The organism is uncultured Tateyamaria sp., assembly GCF_947503705.1.
GTDB lineage: Bacteria > Pseudomonadota > Alphaproteobacteria > Rhodobacterales > Rhodobacteraceae > Tateyamaria.
Genome location: NZ_CANNES010000002.1, coordinates 103,202 through 119,373 on the forward strand (window position 1 = coordinate 103,202; position 16,172 = coordinate 119,373).

Annotated in this window: 17 protein-coding genes; 9 read left to right on the forward strand and 8 right to left on the reverse strand. The window is 56.1% G+C overall.

The window, feature by feature from the left end:
* Nucleotides 1-85: 85 nt before the first annotated feature.
* From Q1A44_RS06620 to Q1A44_RS06630, 3 genes are all read left to right on the forward strand, one after another.
* Nucleotides 86-979: a haloalkane dehalogenase gene (locus tag Q1A44_RS06620; RefSeq protein ID WP_299622828.1), complete on the forward strand. Its 894-nt coding sequence runs from the start codon at nt 86-88 to the stop codon at nt 977-979.
* 11 nt (nt 980-990) lie between these two features.
* The gene (locus tag Q1A44_RS06625; protein WP_299621724.1) at nt 991-1,188 is read left to right on the forward strand and encodes a hypothetical protein; all 198 of its coding nucleotides are present in this window, start codon (nt 991-993) and stop codon (nt 1,186-1,188) included.
* Nucleotides 1,189-1,334: 146 nt separating this feature from the next.
* Nucleotides 1,335-1,733, forward strand: coding sequence for an MAPEG family protein (locus Q1A44_RS06630; RefSeq protein ID WP_299621727.1), 399 nt, complete (start codon nt 1,335-1,337; stop codon nt 1,731-1,733).
* Between the two features lie 69 nt (nt 1,734-1,802).
* Here the strand turns inward: Q1A44_RS06630 and Q1A44_RS06635 are convergent, their stop codons facing one another.
* Nucleotides 1,803-2,798, reverse strand: a complete 996-nt coding sequence (locus tag Q1A44_RS06635; protein WP_299621730.1) for a LysR family transcriptional regulator — start codon at nt 2,796-2,798, stop codon at nt 1,803-1,805.
* A 14-nt stretch (nt 2,799-2,812) separates the two neighbouring features.
* Between Q1A44_RS06635 and Q1A44_RS06640 the strand changes: the two genes are divergently transcribed.
* The 4 genes from Q1A44_RS06640 (at nt 2,813) to Q1A44_RS06655 (ending at nt 6,156) form a co-directional block, all read left to right on the forward strand.
* Nucleotides 2,813-3,247, forward strand: a complete 435-nt coding sequence (locus Q1A44_RS06640; RefSeq protein WP_299621733.1) for a DUF6326 family protein — start codon at nt 2,813-2,815, stop codon at nt 3,245-3,247.
* A complete protein-coding gene (locus Q1A44_RS06645) occupies nt 3,237-3,992 on the forward strand; it encodes a class I SAM-dependent methyltransferase (RefSeq protein ID WP_299621736.1) in 756 nt (251 codons plus the stop codon). The genes Q1A44_RS06640 and Q1A44_RS06645 overlap by 11 nt, the downstream gene beginning before the upstream one ends.
* A gap of 193 nt (nt 3,993-4,185) precedes the next feature.
* On the forward strand, nt 4,186-5,265 hold the full coding sequence (locus Q1A44_RS06650; protein ID WP_299621739.1) for a tartrate dehydrogenase: 1,080 nt from the start codon (nt 4,186-4,188) through the stop codon (nt 5,263-5,265).
* Entirely contained in the window at nt 5,266-6,156 is an 891-nt protein-coding gene (locus Q1A44_RS06655) for an alpha/beta hydrolase (RefSeq protein ID WP_299621742.1), read from the forward strand.
* Between the two features lie 85 nt (nt 6,157-6,241).
* Here Q1A44_RS06655 and Q1A44_RS06660 read toward each other — a convergent pair whose 3' ends face one another.
* A complete protein-coding gene (locus tag Q1A44_RS06660) occupies nt 6,242-6,724 on the reverse strand; it encodes a GNAT family protein (protein WP_299621745.1) in 483 nt (160 codons plus the stop codon).
* A gap of 118 nt (nt 6,725-6,842) precedes the next feature.
* Between Q1A44_RS06660 and Q1A44_RS06665 the strand changes: the two genes are divergently transcribed.
* Nucleotides 6,843-7,202, forward strand: coding sequence for a WYL domain-containing protein (locus Q1A44_RS06665; protein WP_299621748.1), 360 nt, complete (start codon nt 6,843-6,845; stop codon nt 7,200-7,202).
* A 263-nt stretch (nt 7,203-7,465) separates the two neighbouring features.
* On the opposite strand, the gene Q1A44_RS06670 is transcribed toward Q1A44_RS06665, so the two are convergent.
* Nucleotides 7,466-9,895, reverse strand: coding sequence for a hypothetical protein (locus Q1A44_RS06670; RefSeq protein WP_299621750.1), 2,430 nt, complete (start codon nt 9,893-9,895; stop codon nt 7,466-7,468).
* A gap of 563 nt (nt 9,896-10,458) precedes the next feature.
* Here Q1A44_RS06670 and Q1A44_RS06675 point away from each other — a divergent pair.
* Complete coding sequence (locus Q1A44_RS06675; protein WP_299621753.1) at nt 10,459-11,235, forward strand: methyltransferase domain-containing protein; 777 nt, start codon at nt 10,459-10,461, stop codon at nt 11,233-11,235.
* A 204-nt stretch (nt 11,236-11,439) separates the two neighbouring features.
* Here Q1A44_RS06675 and Q1A44_RS06680 read toward each other — a convergent pair whose 3' ends face one another.
* The 5 genes from Q1A44_RS06680 to Q1A44_RS06700 all read right to left on the reverse strand — a co-directional run bounded on the left by Q1A44_RS06680 (nt 11,440) and on the right by Q1A44_RS06700 (nt 16,098).
* Nucleotides 11,440-12,075: an aspartate/glutamate racemase family protein gene (locus Q1A44_RS06680; RefSeq protein ID WP_299621756.1), complete on the reverse strand. Its 636-nt coding sequence runs from the start codon at nt 12,073-12,075 to the stop codon at nt 11,440-11,442.
* Nucleotides 12,072-12,911: an ABC transporter permease gene (locus Q1A44_RS06685; protein ID WP_299621759.1), complete on the reverse strand. Its 840-nt coding sequence runs from the start codon at nt 12,909-12,911 to the stop codon at nt 12,072-12,074. The genes Q1A44_RS06680 and Q1A44_RS06685 overlap by 4 nt, the downstream gene beginning before the upstream one ends.
* Before the next feature lies 1 nt (nt 12,912).
* On the reverse strand, nt 12,913-13,734 hold the full coding sequence (locus tag Q1A44_RS06690) for an ABC transporter permease (RefSeq protein ID WP_299621763.1): 822 nt from the start codon (nt 13,732-13,734) through the stop codon (nt 12,913-12,915).
* Nucleotides 13,735-13,824: 90 nt separating this feature from the next.
* Nucleotides 13,825-15,099, reverse strand: a complete 1,275-nt coding sequence (locus Q1A44_RS06695) for a PotD/PotF family extracellular solute-binding protein (protein ID WP_299621766.1) — start codon at nt 15,097-15,099, stop codon at nt 13,825-13,827.
* 12 nt (nt 15,100-15,111) lie between these two features.
* Nucleotides 15,112-16,098, reverse strand: coding sequence for an ABC transporter ATP-binding protein (locus Q1A44_RS06700; protein ID WP_299621769.1), 987 nt, complete (start codon nt 16,096-16,098; stop codon nt 15,112-15,114).
* Between the last annotated feature and the right edge of the window lie 74 nt (nt 16,099-16,172).

The window sequence follows — 16,172 nt, forward strand, 5'->3', positions numbered from 1 at the left end:
CATTATGTTGCAGGGCTCCGCAGCAGTCCTCGCTTTAGTCGCTGCAGGCCCGGTTCCAGCACAGGGGTTCGTGCCCTCCGCCGCAATGCCATTTGAAAAGAAGTATGTCGACGTAAACGGGTCCCGAATGGCCTATGTCGATGAAGGCACAGGACCTGTCGTGCTGTTTCTGCATGGCAATCCGACATCGTCCTACTTGTGGCGCAACATCATTCCCTTCGTTCTTGATGGCGATACCGAGACCGCCTCGGACTACCGCGCTATTGCACCCGACCTGATCGGCATGGGCGATAGCGACAAACCCGACATCGACTACACCTTTGCGGATCACGCGGCGTACCTGGACGGATTTATCGCTGCATTGGGGCTTGAGGACATCACCCTCGTGATTCACGATTGGGGGTCTGTTCTGGGTATGCGTTATGCGCGTTTGAACGAAGGCAACGTGCAAGCGGTGGCCTTCATGGAAGCTGGGATACCACCTGCACTTCCCGCACCCAGCCTTGAGGCCATGGGAGAGCCAAGCGCTTCGCTCTTTGGCATGCTTCGGTCTCCTGCCGGGGAAGCCGCCGTTTTACAGGGTAATTTCTTCGTCGAAGAGGTGTTGGGCAAGATGGCCGTCGCCACTCCACTGTCACAAGAGGTGTTGGATCATTACCGCGCGCCCTTCCCCACGCCGGAAAGCCGCAAACCTACATTGGCCTGGCCCCGCCAGGTGCCCATCGCAGGCGAGCCTGCCGACACCGCTGCCGTCATCACTGCCAATGGCGAATGGCTCTATTCCAACGAGTTGCCAAAACTGATGCTGCATGTCGCCCCGGGAGCGCTTATGCCGCCGCCTGTCGTGGAATACGTCAAGGCCAATGCATCCAACCTCGAAGATGTTTTCCTCGGGCCGGGCATACATTTTATTCAGGAAGATCACCCCGAAGCCATAGGACGTGCCTTGCGCGACTGGCTTGACCGTTTGCCCGGCTGAGGAGTGGAACAATGGACACGCGCGCCCCGACATTCGTGGTCACACAGTTGAACATGACGGACATGACCCGCCATCAAGCGGAATATGCCGACCCGCTCAACGCGATCAACGACCGGCACGGCGTCGAGACAGCTATCGCCACACTGATAAAGCCTGCGAAGGAAGGAAAGGTTGCAGCCAATTTGATCGCCGTCCTGCACTCTCCTTAGCAAATCACAGTTGAGGCTTGGCACGGCGAACCTGACGACCAAGTACTGATCAATCTGCGCCAATCGGCATCTGACGCCCAAACCCCATCTCTCATCACCCTGAACCGGATGGCCCAAGCCAATCAAACGACAGAAAGACAAGACCGATGACATTCGAAATTGCACTGATCGGATTTGCCCTCGTGACCATGACGGCACTGACAATCGAGATCGTTTACGCCTATGTCACCCAAGGGTTCAGCTATGGGTTTTCCTCTAACCGTCCCGTGATCGAGCGGAGTGCCTTGGGCCTGCGCCTTCAGCGTGCTTACCAAAACCAGATTGAGTCGGCGGCCTATATCGTACCGGTTCTTTCAGGTGCTGCCCTGCTTGGGGTGACCGGCGAAGGGCCCGCACTTGCTGCCGCCATCATCGTATTCGGACGCGCGGCATTCGTCTTGCTTTACTATACCGGCATTCCTTTCATCCGCATTCTTGGCTTCTCCTGCGGCTCTCTCGGATCGCTGTATTTGTCGGTACAGTGCTTGTTTTTGCTGGCGGCCTGACCTCTTACGAACGATAGCCGTTTAGTCTGTGACCAGCCTGGGTTGCCCTTGAAAAAGCCGACAGATTGGTCACGATCTTGCAACAAGGCTCGCCCATCTGTCCTTCGCAAGTTCCCTTGCGAGGTGATCAAAAGTAAGCCGGATGCGTCGGCTCGTTTGAATTTCGCGATGCGTGACCAGCCATGTCTGCATGCTGAAGGCTGGGGCGTCGGGCAGGATTCGGCGCAGGCCAAGGCGACCCTCGGCAACGATTGTCGGAAGGAATGCGATACCTGCACCATCACGTACCAGTTCATACATCGTACTGCCGTTTGACGTCGTGATGCCGAAGTTCTTTTTCGTAACAGGAATGCCCATTGCGGCGATCTGCGGAACCAGACGTTCTGGTGATTGATAGCCGATAAAATTGGCATCAGCGAAATGAGCAAGCGCTGTCGCGGGGCCCAGTTCGTCAAGATACGATTGTGAGGCAAAGAGCGAAATTTCGATGTCTGCAATCCGTTTGGCGATCAAGTCTGGTTGTTCGGGGCGCACATGACGAATGGCGATATCAGCATCGCGTCTCGTCAGGTCGGACATCTCGTTTGAGGGGACAAGCTCGACGCTGATGCCTGGATGGGCGCTGCGCAATGAGATCAGGCAACGCGGCAAAGCATAGGCCGCCATCGCGTCACTTGATGTGATGCGCACCGTGCCTTCGATGGTTTGGCTTTGACCTGTCGCAACGCGCGAAATTTGCGTTGCCGCGTCCGCCATGTGTCGAACATGCGCCAAAAGCTCGGTACCGGCCTCAGTGATCTGCATCACACGAGGACCGCGTTCAAAAAGAGTCAGGTCAAGCGCGTCTTCCAACGCCGATATCTGTCGGCTGAGCGTCGGCTGCGTCTGTTGCAACGCGCGCGCTGCACCCGACAAGGAGCCTTGTTCGACCACTGCGAGGAAGGCGCGAATATGGTTCCAATCGAAAGAGATCGCATCCCAGTTCATGGATTTTTGTATAGATGTTATCCGAAAATCGTCAATTCCATTCAAGTTTCGAATAGCGGAAATACCCGGTCGACCCAATTCTGGAGAGGCATATGTTAACCCGCCGAGAAACCAATGACCTTAGGCCAACCCTGTCGCTGCTTTGGTTGTTCGCCATTTTGAACATGGTTTTTCGCGACATCCACGAATTCACCATGGCTGACACGATCAATGAAGTGTTGTCTGGAACCGTAAACGGAAACCCGATGTCCGAGACAGTCTTGCTGTTTGGTGCGTTCGCAGTCGAATTGCTGCTGCTAGGTTTCCTGTTGTCGGCTGTTTTGCCGAAGCGGTGGGCGCGCGGTCTCAACCTCGTTCTTGTACCGCTGGCGGTTGCGGGCGTGTTCTCCATGCCCCCGGCCGACCCTGACGACCTGTTTTTCGCGCTGGTGGAGTTGTGCGCGTTTGTCACGGCTTTCGTTTTGGCCTGGCGTTGGACACCCGATGCACAGTCGCACGAAGATTTTGGAAACCAGAATGCGACATGACAGTGCAACACCTGAGAAGGATATGACGCCTTCCTACTCAATTCCCGTGTTTTCCCGATCTCTCGGCAGCTGGCGTCTTTCCGTCGAGCGGAGCGCATTTGATCAAGGTGTGCTTGCCGCGCATTACGATAAGAAGTCGGAGCAGTGGCAAAACATCGTCGATCGCTATGGTTTTGTGCCAGCCTACCAAGGGCTCATCCAGGGGGTCATGTGCCACCCACACTATCGCCAACATGCCTCCTCGTTGCGCGTTCTTGATGCAGGGGTCGGAACAGGCGCGATGTCGGCGGCCTTTCGCGAGCATATGGATGGCCATTTGGTCCTAGACGCGGTCGACATCTCCCAGGCCATGCTGCAACAGGCACAGCAACGCCTGCGCCATCCAAAAACAACGCTGAACCTTAGACGCGCAAACCTTGCAAACCTGCCTTACGCCGACAGCTCATTCGACGTTGTTCTCGCCGCCCATGTCATCGAGCATCTGCCCGATCCCAAGGTTGCTTTGGCCGAGTTGTACCGCGTTTTGAAACCCGGTGGCATCCTGATCGGCAGCATCACGCGGACATCGCTCTTTGGAGCGTTAGTTCAAATGTTGTGGCGAACACATCGCGTTTCATCGTCCGTTGCGCTGAACTGGTTGAACGCCTGTGGGCTACAGGCGACCAGGATCATTCCGTACAGAACGGACAGTCCCGCAAGCAGGCTCAGCCTCGGTTGCGTCGGTCGAAAGCCAAGCTTCACGTAGTGCATTTCAGATGCCATAGGTCATCGCGGGTTTCCATTTTGATCGTCTTCGTTAACGCGGTTGTCCGATCAACGGTCGTTCGCAACCGTGATACACCTTTACACGAATTTGCATGAGGGTGACGCGCGGGTGCTTCTGTTGCCTGACCTGCAGTATTGGCTTACGCAAAGCGCAATCAAAAAGGACTGCGCAAGTGTCAAAGAACAGCTGGAAAATTGCCGTCATCCCCGGCGACGGGATCGGAACAGAGACAACGCCAGAAGGCATTCGAGTTCTGGAGGCTGCCTCGAAACGCTTCGATCTGGGGTTTGACTTTGCCGATCACGACTTTGCCAGCGCTGATTATTACGCAAAACACGGACAGATGATGCCCGATGATTGGAAAGATCATTTGACGGGCAGTGATGCCCTGTTTTTCGGGGCCGTTGGTTGGCCCGAGGTTGTGCCCGATCACGTCTCGCTCTGGGGCTCGCTCATTCAGTTCCGCCGCGAATTTGATCAATATGTCAGCCTGCGGCCAGCCCGCGCCATGCCCGGGGTGCCGCTGCCGTTGGCGGGTCGCGCGCCCGGTGACATCGACATGATGATCGTGCGCGAGAACACCGAGGGCGAATATTCGTCCATCGGGGGCAAGATGTTCCCCGGCACAGATCGAGAAATCGTGCTGCAAGAAACCGTCATGACTCGCGTCGGCGTCGATCGCATCCTGAAATACGCCTTTGATCTGGCGGCAAAGCGCGGCAAGCATCTGACGTCAGCGACAAAATCCAACGGGATTTCGATCACGATGCCCTATTGGGATGAGCGAGTGGTTGAGATGGCAGCGCACTATCCGGATGTCAAAGTCGATAAGTATCACATTGATATTCTAACGGCACAGTTCGTCCTTCATCCGGACTGGTTTGACGTCGTTGTGGCCTCCAACCTCTTTGGCGACATCCTGTCCGACCTTGGCCCCGCCTGCACGGGCACCATCGGGATTGCCCCGTCGGGCAACATCAACCCGGAAGGCAAATTCCCTTCCCTGTTCGAGCCTGTCCATGGCTCCGCCCCGGATATCGCCGGTAAAGGTATCGCCAACCCGGTCGGGCAGATCTGGGCTGCGGCCATGATGCTGGAGCACTTGGGCGCGCAAGAGGCCAGCACCTCGATTATTGCCGCCATTGAACGGGTGTTGTCGGAGGAAGCTTTGCGCACGCCGGACCTTGGCGGCCCTGCCGACACCAAAACGTGCGGCGCGGCCATTGCGGACGCCGTGTCGGAAGGCTCTTAAGTGGTTGCGTCAGCTTTTCTAGAGGGCTTTGACGTCCAACGGGTCCAACTGCCTGATCTCGCCATTAACTACGCCATTGCCGGCACAGGCCCCCCGGTTTTGCTTCTGCATGGTCATCCCCAAACCCACGTCGTCTGGCGCAAGGTGGCACCCCGCCTAGTCAAGGCAGGGTATCAAGTGATTGCGCCCGATCTCAGGGGCTATGGGGACAGTGACAAGCCGACAAGTGATCCCACGCATTTTACCTATTCCAAAAGGGTCATGGCGGCGGACCAGATTGCTTTGATGGACCACCTCGGTCACGCGACGTTTTCGGTTGTCGGTCATGATCGCGGCGGCCGGGTCGCGCATCGCCTTGCGCTTGATTTTCCGGGTTCGGTGGACCGGTTGGTTGTCCTCGACATTGCGCCCACCCTCACGATGTACGCGAAGACCGATCAAGAGTTCGCCACGCGCTATTTCTGGTGGTTTTTCCTGATCCAGCCGGATGGGCTGCCCGAGAAAATGATCGCTTGCGACCCGGAGTATTTCCTGCGCAGACATATTGCGGGCCAAGTGAAGATCGAAGGATCTGTGGACGAGGTTGCGATGGCTGAATACCTGCGCAGCTACCGTGATCCAGCCACCCTGCATGCGATTTGCGAAGACTACCGCGCATCTGCAAGCATTGATCTGGAGCATGATCGCGAGGATCAGAACAGCCGCATTATTGCGCCCTTATTGGCTATTTGGGGTACACATAGCGTTGTCGGTGCCCTTTATGACGTCCGGGCGACTTGGGCGGAAAAGGCAACACACGTTACCGGCGTCGCTCTGCCATGCGGACATGCAATTCCCGAAGAGGCACCGACTGAATTGACCGCGCAAATCCTTGAATTTCTAAAGGGCTGAGGCAACGATGGGTAGCCTCTTTTGCCCCAGCTTTCGGATGTTTACACCACAATCAACGCTGCGCTACGCCACGGATACCGCCGGGTCAGGGCTGAGAGGGATTGGTGGCAAGGCGATACTTGCGAAACACTTCCCCGTCAAATGTGACTTCGCCTTCAAAACGGGCGCCAATACGGGCAAGGGCGCCAAGCTTTTTACGAGTCGGCGGAAGGCAGAACGTTACGGACGGGATGCGCGCATCTCCCCGCGCAAATGACAGCGCTTGCTCTGTCACCCGCGTGCCAATGCCAAAGGCAGACGGCTTTAGAACCAGTCCGAAATCCCAGTCGGAATCCTCAAGCTGAAAGCCGCCCCATCCCACATAATCTCCATTCGCCAAGACGGCCCAATGACCCAGCCCGTCCTGATCCCAACGAGCCTCTTTCATCGCCACAAAGTCAGACGCACGCTGCACGTCCCAAGCCGCATCCAGCAAAGGCATATGCACCGCCAAGACGGGATCAGACATATGGGCAGCAATCTCTTCCAACGGGATCGTCGAGAGACGCGAGAAAACGATTTCGGTCATACGCTTGGCGTCGTCCTTTCAAAACTCAGACGGCACCTTTTCAAGCAAGCCAACCAGGTCCGCAAGGGATTTCGCCAACGGGTTTCGCTTAAGCTCTAAAGCGGTTGCCCAACGGCTTGTGGGATACGCAATTTGTCGCCCTGAGGCAGGCTTTTACGCACCGGCCACACTGGGGAATAGCATCTCTTTCATTCGTCTGGCCATTCGGCGTCGCAAGAAAATCGGCCTGACCTATACCGATAACACCAGTCAAAAGACCAATCGCGTGATCTGGCCCATTTTTCTGGGATACCGTGAGACAAGCCTCATCATCGCCGCGTGGTGCGAGTTGCGCGCGGGGTTTCGATACTTTCGGACCGAACGGATCATCGAGGCAAGCGTGCTTAAGGACAATATCCCAAATCGAATGGACCTTGTTCCGGCAGAGTGGCACCGCGCAACCGACGCAGAGCGACAACGCTATGAAGAAGGTCGATGAGACGGCGTGCTTAACGGCTGGCTTGGGGCCCGGAACCGGAGCAGAAGAAGTCCTCCCGCAGGGCTGCTCCTGCCTTTGTTCCGTTCGTTTTGTGAAGTAGATAGTTTACTAGTGACAGGCGCGGACACCACACGCAGGAAGCTCTGCTGACACGCGCTGGCAAAACAATGCGTAACGTTTGGACTTACTGGCCGTCGTAACACAGCTTCTAGCGGGCGATTTCGCAAAGACTTCGCCCCGTCACGACGAAGTTAATTCGCTGTTCACCCGTTGGAATGATTGAACAAATAGGGCTCTTCGGTCAGTCCGACATAAAAAGGCTTAAGCGCTTGCAGGTTGAGAAGCGGTGCACTGGGGCTGTTGTCGCGGGTCTGCCAATATTCATTGCCAAGGCTCCATTGCGTCAGCCCGCCCAACCTTTCTTGCATCGCATTTACGTTCCCCATCATATCGGACACACCAACCGCGCTGCTGGCGCCGCGCCAGGTGATATTGCGCGCCGCTGTGAACGGGATCGCATCCAAGACAATCGTCGCAGTCCCTTTATCGGTTTTGCGTGATGCGATTGGTGCACTTATCTGCGCACTCAAAACAATACCTTTCGCCGTGAATACGATAACATGTCCGTCACGCGTGTGGCCGTGGCTGTCTTGCTCTGAACCTTCAATAATTGTCGAGACGTGGCACCCGTTTTCCGACTTCGCCGAGGCCGCTAATAGCCCAGAAGCGAAGCGGCCCTGATCTGCTTCCCACGCCACCATTATCACGATCTCGCCGCTCGGCAGCACGAGCGGTATCCCTTTGACGTTCTCTGCAAATGCGTCGAGGTTCATGACTTGGCGGTCAAAACCGCTATGCTCAGCCTCGACGAAGTAGTAGCCGGGTGGCACCCATTTAAACGAGGACGGCGAAACGTGATGCCGCTTCTCGTGGCCCTCCCAAGAAATGGATATTCCCGCCCCAAGTTCGCATTTCCGCAGGAAGGGTGTCTCTATCCACGTCCGATATATCTTGCGGTAGTCACGCGCCAACCCCGCCAGAATGGCGTTGAGCTTTTTGTCCAGTTCGGCGTCCGGATACTTGCCACCAGATGTCCCGAGATGGTCATTCAAAAGCGCCTTCACACGACCATTCAACGTGTCGAACGCATTCGCAATCGCCTTTGGATAAAGCTTTAGGCTGCCTTCCTTCAGACCTAGCGCGTCAGCATGATGATAGGTGCGTGCCAATGTCTCCAGGTCGCTTGCAAGGGTGCGAAGACGCACCAAGGCGGGCGAAAACGTTCCGCTTGGAATTGCATTGAACTGAGGCTCTGCCAACCATGGGAAAATTTGCCCCCAGGGCACAAACCACGCACCAACAGCGACGAAGTCTGCAAAAGGGTCCGCAGCAGCCGAAACTGCCTGTTTTGCGCGTGGTGCGGCGACGCGCATGCGAGGTGCCTCGTTGTCGGTGTTCGCGGCTTCGGCATTGGTATCTGGATCGACCGGTTCCACCTGCTCATCCAGGCCCGTCAAATCATTCGGCTCCGCCGCTTGGCGCAGGAATGCATCCAGTGACATCGGGGCCACACCATCCGCCTTGGCCTGTTTCACGTAGGCGTCAAAGGCCTGCGCTTTTGCCAGTGCATTGAGACCGTCCAGGTCCTTGACCTCTGCAATGGCATCCGAGACGCCTTTCTTCGACTTGCGCTTAACCGTATCTGGCGCTTCCGGAATGCTGGGAATAGGCGCGCTGCCCAATTGCCCAATTGACGTCTTCCCGATTGTGTCGACGTTTTTCAACAAGATGGCTTGCAGCGTTTCCTCCCACTTATCGACCAGCGGCTCGACACATTTGCCATGACTGATCCGCTCCACGCGACCGCTGCGCATCTGGTCTTCGTTTAACTCTGTATGGCCGAAACTGCCGGAAACCCCGACACTCGCACCCGTTCCGGCATAGGAAAATTCACCCGTCACGCCACCTTTCCAGAGCGTTTCCGAGGTGACGGAATCAAAGCTCAGTCTGACACCGCCCCAACCGCCCCAAACGATACCAACTGTCAGCAATTCACCGGCGCTCTTGAAGAACTCTTCTTTTGCATTCAGCCAAGTCCTGAAATTCTCGTCAAATTGCAGGTTCTCCGGATCGTTTGTGTTGCCGCTTTGGATCAAAGCTTGGTAAGCGCTCAGAACAGCCATCATTCGGTTGTAATGGCCCTGCCCGCTGTCGTCCTCTGGCGCCGCATCGTCCGGTGCGCCAACGAGTGACGCGATAAAGGCCTCTGGGCTCAGGGCGTCAAAATCTATGTATTCAATGCCCGCCGTCACAAAACGCTGCATCGAGATCGACAAGGCGTTCTTGGCATTGGATGCTTCTCTGGACACGGTCGCCGACAGGCCCGCCTTGACCTGAGACACGCCGCTCACCCCATAGCTGCCCGTGACCGACAGGTTCGCCTCGTTCAGATTAGCGGTATGGATGTATTGCGAATTGCTGGTGACCACGTCCATGGTCTTTTGAATTTTCGAGTTTGTCGCGGTAATTCCGTTCATCAGGACAGGTGGTCCGACCCGTCGAGTTTTCCCAAAAACAACTGCCCCGATTTGCAGCCCTTCCAGGATCATAGGCCCCTTGTCATTGCTCATCCAAATACCCTCAATAAAAGCAAGTTCATTAATTCTTGTTTTAACTCTAGAGCGCTTGGTCAAGTTCGACCAGATGTTGTGTGAACCGCCGGTTGTCCATCGAGAAAACGGGTATTTTTGCGCCCAAGCGCACAGTTATTAATGAGTCCGAGGGCTTGGCGCATTGCGTTTTGATCGCGACATTAAGCGGTCTTGGGTTCATGTAGAACGGCGACAAAACGGGTTTCATGCGGCGTATCCGTAGCAATCTTTGAAGTGGAGAGATGTTTCGAGCCGGAACGCATCCGAAATGAAAATGTGAACGGATTCGGCATTTGTCGGCTGGCCCCCTTTGCGCGTTATCTGATGTCGTTTGTCAGCCAAGCATCGCAGACCTCCTTGGCGGATCTAGCCAACAGAGAGCTTTCGCGACTTGGAATTCATGGCCCGGTCGAGCAACGCCTTCTTGTCCTCAAACGTCTTTGTTTACGCATTGCCTTTTGACGTTGCAGCGCCCAGCGCAGCTTGGAAAAACCCGATCGGCACATAAGAGCTGGCAGACCCATTCTGCCGAAACACCCACGTCCCGTCATGGCCGCACAAGCGGTCAGTTTTGTGCCGCCGTGTTTTTGCGTTAAACCTTTTCCATGTTGAAATTCGATGAAGCGACAACCAAACTTCTTGAGGTGGCCTATCAAGGCGGCGATGTCAGTCGCCGCAGGAGAATGGCTTTCGATGCGTTGCACCTGTGTGAAGGTGACACGGTTGCCGATATCGGATGCGGCAATGGGCTTCTGACCGCAGAGATTGCCCGCGCCGTTGGTGCGTCAGGACAGGTCATCGGGATCGACCCAAGTGCCGATATGCGTGCCGCCGCAAAAAATCGCTGCGCAGCCATACCGACCGCCCAGATCATTGATGGGTCGGCAGAGGTGCTTCCCCTTCCAACCGGTGGCGTGGACAAAGCCGTCGCTGTTCAAGTTCTTGAATACCTCAGCGATATTCCCGCATCTGTGGCGGAAGCGCATCGCGTTCTAAAGTCGGGCGGCAGGTTCGTCGCTGTCGATACCGGCTGCAAAACGCTGGATTGGTTCTCTGAAGACGAAGATCGAATGCGTCGCGTGCAGAAGGCGTGGGATCATCATTACGTTGAACCACGAGTTGCGGCGCTTTGGACTACTCTCGCAAAGGATGCCGGGTTCGTTGGGCACGAAGTGCATCCTTTCACATTTTGCGACACGACGCTTAGGCCCGACGGGATTGCGTTCATGCTCTTGCATCTGATGTCACGATATGCGGCAGAGAATGGACATATGAGGGTTACGGAGACCGACGCCTGGTTTGATGAACAGGTCGCCCTCGCACAGCAAGGACGGTTCTTTTTCTCGCTCACATACTACTGCATGGGTGCAATAAAGCCCTAGCGGGCCATTGAGATCAAGTCTGTAAGACGCTGTGACCACTGGCAGGTCTGATTGCAATTGGTCGTTTTTCACGCAGGTACAGCGCCTCCTTTTGACTCAGCCCCAGTCTTGGTGTTTGGTCTGGTTTAAGACACTGCTCGCTGTCTTAGCGCGCTTGGTCTCCAACGCTTTGACTATAGCCAGCGACCGTTGGGTGCTGACTGGTCACAACTGACTTGCAAAGACTGCCGCCGCGCGAACCCCGTCTATGAGGCGAATTTGAGAAACGGGCGCAACGCGTTTTTGAATATCAACCATGCCACCGCAGCCAAGAACGACGGATTGCACTCCGTCCTCGCGCGCGGCCTTTTCAATCTCGACGATGACTTGCTCAATGGCCGCATCGGCATCGTTTTCCAGGGCAAGAACAGGAACGCCGCTTGCCCGGACTTTGCCCAGCTGCCCTGACAAGCCGTAAGTACGGACGTTTTCTTCGAGTACAGGCACGGAAACATCGAGTGTCGTAACAACCGAAAACCGACCCCCGGCAATAGCAGCCAGATGATAAGCCGCCTGACCGATGCCGATCACCGGGCAGTTGGCAAGATCGCGCGCGGCAGGAAGGGCAGTGTCGTCAAAGCATCCGATGATGATCGCTGAAGCCCCTTGGTCAGAAGCTTTCGCGACCAGTTTCAAAAGGGGTCCTTCGGCCAGTTTTCCGTCTTCCGCCCCTTGAATTGCGGGAGGGCCATCATGGGACGTCCACCCTTCAAACCCGACCGTTGGCGCTGTTTCCCGTGCGGTGCGCAGCATCGCCTCGGTCATCGAACCGGTGCTGTTGGGGTTGATCAAAATGATCATAGCATCCCCTTGCCTGCATCTGATCCCATACGGGCCTTGCGCCGCGTGCTCAGCATAGCGAGGCACAGAAACAGGCCAATCATCAGCAGCGAGAATACCGTGGTCAATGTGCCAAGCGCGTAGAGCACCGGCGTGGTGACATTTGTCGTCATCCCAAAAATTTCGAGCGGCAGGGTGTTGTAGCTGCCTGATGTCAAAAGGGTGCGGGCAAATTCGTCATAGCTGAGCGTGAAACCAAAAAGCGCCACACCGATGAGCGAGGGGCCGATGATCGGCAGCACCACGTGGCGCAGGGTTTGCCAGGACGTCGCGCCCAGATCGCGGGCCGCTTCCTCATAGCTTTTGTCAAAACGGTTGAAGACGGCAAACATGATCAGCAAACCGAACGGCAGCGTCCAGGTGAGCTGCGAGCCAAACCCGGAAGTAGACCAATGCACGTTCAGCCCCGATTGCGAAAAGATCAGGCCTACTCCGAGCGAGATCAGAATGGACGGGATTACCAGCGATGTGATGATCAGATAGAACAGGATGCCGGAGCCTTTGAATTTTTTGCGAAAGGCCAGTCCGCCCATCACCGACAGCACGACGGTTGTCACCATTACCATCAAACCGAGTATGAAGCTGCGCCGGAAGCTGCCCCAGATATCGCCGACCGCCTGTTGTTCAAAGAGATCGCGGAACCAGTGTAGCGAAGTGCCCCGCATCGGGAAGGTAAGCCCGCCGCCTGGCCCCTGAAACGACAGGATCGCAATGGTGATCGTGGGCCCGTAGAGGAACAGCAGGAACAGAGCAAAAAATACGCTGAGGACATAAAAGGATTTGGACCGCCGCTCCATTCTACAGCTCCTTCCGGATATCGACAAAGCGCAGCATGATCCCGATGACGATCAGCACCGTCAGAAGCAACACGACTGCCGTGGCTGAAGCCGAAGGATAGGCCAAGAGCGCGATGTCGTTCGAGATCAGGCGACCCACATTGGCCGATTGCGATCCCGACATGAACCGAACTGTGATGAAATCACCCATCACCAGTGTAACCACAAAGATGGTGCCGATCATGATCCCCGGTTTGGTGAGCGGGATAATAACATTCCACAGAATTTGCGCGCCTGATGCGCCAGCGTCCCGCGCTGCCTCAATCAGGCTCTTGTCGATCCGCATCATCGTGTTGAAGATCGGAACGACCATGAACAGCGTATAGAGATGCACAAAGGCGAGGATGACGGCAAAGTCGCTGAAGAGCAGCCAATCGAGCGGTTCGTCAATCACACCCCATGAAATCAGAGCGGAATTGGCAATGCCGTTGCGCCCCAAAAACGGAATCCAGGAAATCATTCGGATGATGTTCGACGTCCAGAACGGGATCGTGCACAGCAAGAACAAAACAATCTGCCAGGTCAGGCTGCGGACATGGAAGGCGAGGAAATAAGCGACGGTGAACCCGATGCCCAAGGTAAGTGCCCAGGTGATAAGCGCATATTTGAAGGTGTTGAAAAAGACCCGGTAGGTGACGTTTGAGCCAAATAGAAACTCGTAATTCTCAAAATCAAAAGCGGGGATGATCGAAAACTCTGTGGCTTGCCAAAAACTGACCACCACGATCATCACGATTGGCAACACGAGGAAAAAGATTAGAACCGCCATGGTCGGCAGCGCCATCAGCCATCCAATGATTGTGTTGTTTTTGAGCACGTTTGAGCTTTCTGGAGAGAATTGGGATGAGCACGCACGCGCCCATCCCAGAGGTCATCAAGCTGCGATGAACTCGTTCCATTTGCGGACCATGTACTGGTTTTCGTCCATGACAGCGTTCCAACAGGCCACAGCCCCCATGCGATCCTGGAACGATCCACCGTCGCGCAATTCGCCCGCTTTGGCCAGAGCGTCACCGGTCGGCGAGGTGATGGTGTCGGTGGCCGCTTTACCCTCGAACCAATAGCCCCATTCATTTTCCGACATGAAGTTTTTGGATGTTTCGGGCACGGCCGAGTAGTACCCCTGACGCATAAGGTAGCCGCCGACCCATCCGTCGAGATACCAGTTGATGTACTCATAGGCCGCATCACGTTCGAGGCCGGTCAAGGCCGCCGATAGACCAATACCTCCCCCCCATGACCGATAACCCTCTTCCAGCGGTTGATAGACGCACGGCACGCCTTTGGACTTCACTGCAGTAATCGCTGGCGACCACATGGACTGGATCACAACTTCGCCCGAGGCCATCAGGTTCACACTCTCATCGAATGACTTCCAGAAGGCGCGGAACTGACCGTTTTTCTTGGCCTCGGTAAAGATCGCCATGGTCAGGTCGATCTCTTCCCGGGTCATGTTGCCCTTGTCGGGGTAGGTGTATTCACCCATCGATTCCACGACCATTGCCATGTCCATGATCCCGATGGACGAGATATCGAGGATCGAAGCCTTGCCTTTAAATTCAGGATTCAGAAGTTCGGACCAATTGTTGATCGGGCGGCCAATCAGGTCGGGGCGAATACCCAGCGTGTCGGCGTTGTAAATGGTCGGGATGAGGGTCATCCAACCACTTTCGTTGTCGACAAAACCCTTGCCATCGGGGCCTTCGGTAAAGCCGACAGTGTGGGGTGCGGTGCCTTGGGCGATTGTGCTTTCGGGTGTAAGCTTGCCGTTGCGGAAAATACCAACGATCTTGTCGTAGTTCTTGATCTTGGACGTATCCATCGCTTGCAGGTTCCCGGTCGGCCAGACCTTTTTGCAGATCCAGTATTCGATGTCGGCAATGTCAAAGCTGTTTGGCTGCGTCGCCGCGCGCTGTGTGACGCTGTCGCTGTCCAGCGCTGTCATTTCGAGAGTGAACCCAAGGTCTTCCTTCACCTTGTTGGCCACATCATTCAGGTTGGACACACCCGTGCCGAATTGGCGCAGGGTGACGTCTTTGATGTTTTGCGCCCAGATCATCGGGGCACCCAAAGTCGTGCCGGCGGCAAAGGCGGCACCGCCCTTGAGAACATTGCGTCTTGATAGTGTGGTCATGTCATTTCTCTCCATGTCAGGGGGTTTTCAGGCCGTAAGCTTGTGCAGGTTTGCGTCGTCCCAGGTCAGACCGACCTGATCGCCTGGGTTGAGGGGGTCGTTGAAAAATGTGGCTTCGGGGACCAGCGCGCTGATGTCCTGATCGCCCGCCACACGGGCCAGCACAGACACATGCGCGCCTTGGTACTCGACGGCCAGAATGCTGCCTTGCAGGTGCCCCATGCCCCTGTGCAACAGTCCGACAGCATCTGCGCGGATGGCAAACCGGCCCTGGGGCAAGGCAATCACATTGTGCCCGCCGATGAACTGCGCGACGAAGGCGGTCTTGGGGGCGTTGAAGACAATGCGTGCACTGCCCGCCTGTTCGATAACCGCGTTGTTCATCACGACGATTTCGTCCGCCAGTGCGAGTGCCTCGTCCTGTCCGTGGGTCACGTGGATGAAACTGATGCCAAGCTCGCGTTGCAACTTGCGCAACTCGCCGCGCATCCGGATGCGCAAGAACGGATCAAGAGCTGATAGCGGCTCGTCGAGCAGCAAGACTTGCGGGCGGGTAATCAAAGCTCGCGCCAAGGCAACGCGCTGTTGCTGGCCGCCCGACAACTGATCCGGAAGGCGGTCGCCCAAGGCGCTGAGGTCGACCAGTTCAAGCATCTCACCCGCTTTTCGCAGGCGTCCGGATCTGTCGTCACCGCGCATTTTCAAGCTGAATGCGACGTTGTCGATCACGCTCAGGTGCGGGAAGAGGGCGTAGTTCTGGAACATCATTGCCGTGCCGCGTTTGGCCGGAGACAGATAGGAAATGTCGGCGCCACCCAGCAGGATGGCACCGTCCGTGACACCCTCGTGCCCTGCAATCATTCGCAAGGTTGAGGATTTTCCACAGCCGGAGGGGCCTAACAGGCAAGCGTAGCCACCGGGTTGAAACTTGTGGTCGATGGCATCAACGGCAACCGTTACACCGTACCGCTTGGTCACGGAAACAAGTTCCAACTGTTGTTGCGTTGCAGTCATCTATCCCTCGCTCAGTTGCTTGACTGAACGCGGCGGGTTGGCAGCAAGGCAAATTCGGAATCCGATTTCCCGAG

Excerpts from the sequence above, each read along its gene's own strand:
- Q1A44_RS06690 (WP_299621763.1), bottom strand. The coding sequence starts at position 13,734 with ATGGCGCTGCCGACCATGGCGGTTCTAATCTTTTTCCTCGTGTTGCCA.
- Q1A44_RS06675 (WP_299621753.1), top strand. The coding sequence starts at position 10,459 with ATGTTGAAATTCGATGAAGCGACAACCAAACTTCTTGAGGTGGCCTAT.
- Q1A44_RS06630 (WP_299621727.1), top strand. The coding sequence starts at position 1,335 with ATGACATTCGAAATTGCACTGATCGGATTTGCCCTCGTGACCATGACG.
- Q1A44_RS06625 (WP_299621724.1), top strand. The coding sequence starts at position 991 with ATGGACACGCGCGCCCCGACATTCGTGGTCACACAGTTGAACATGACG.
- Q1A44_RS06645 (WP_299621736.1), top strand. The coding sequence starts at position 3,237 with ATGCGACATGACAGTGCAACACCTGAGAAGGATATGACGCCTTCCTAC.
- Q1A44_RS06685 (WP_299621759.1), bottom strand. The coding sequence starts at position 12,911 with ATGGAGCGGCGGTCCAAATCCTTTTATGTCCTCAGCGTATTTTTTGCT.
- Q1A44_RS06700 (WP_299621769.1), bottom strand. The coding sequence starts at position 16,098 with ATGACTGCAACGCAACAACAGTTGGAACTTGTTTCCGTGACCAAGCGG.
- Q1A44_RS06620 (WP_299622828.1), top strand. The coding sequence starts at position 86 with ATGCCATTTGAAAAGAAGTATGTCGACGTAAACGGGTCCCGAATGGCC.
- Q1A44_RS06695 (WP_299621766.1), bottom strand. The coding sequence starts at position 15,099 with ATGGAGAGAAATGACATGACCACACTATCAAGACGCAATGTTCTCAAG.
- Q1A44_RS06660 (WP_299621745.1), bottom strand. The coding sequence starts at position 6,724 with ATGACCGAAATCGTTTTCTCGCGTCTCTCGACGATCCCGTTGGAAGAG.
- Q1A44_RS06640 (WP_299621733.1), top strand. The coding sequence starts at position 2,813 with ATGTTAACCCGCCGAGAAACCAATGACCTTAGGCCAACCCTGTCGCTG.
- Q1A44_RS06680 (WP_299621756.1), bottom strand. The coding sequence starts at position 12,075 with ATGATCATTTTGATCAACCCCAACAGCACCGGTTCGATGACCGAGGCG.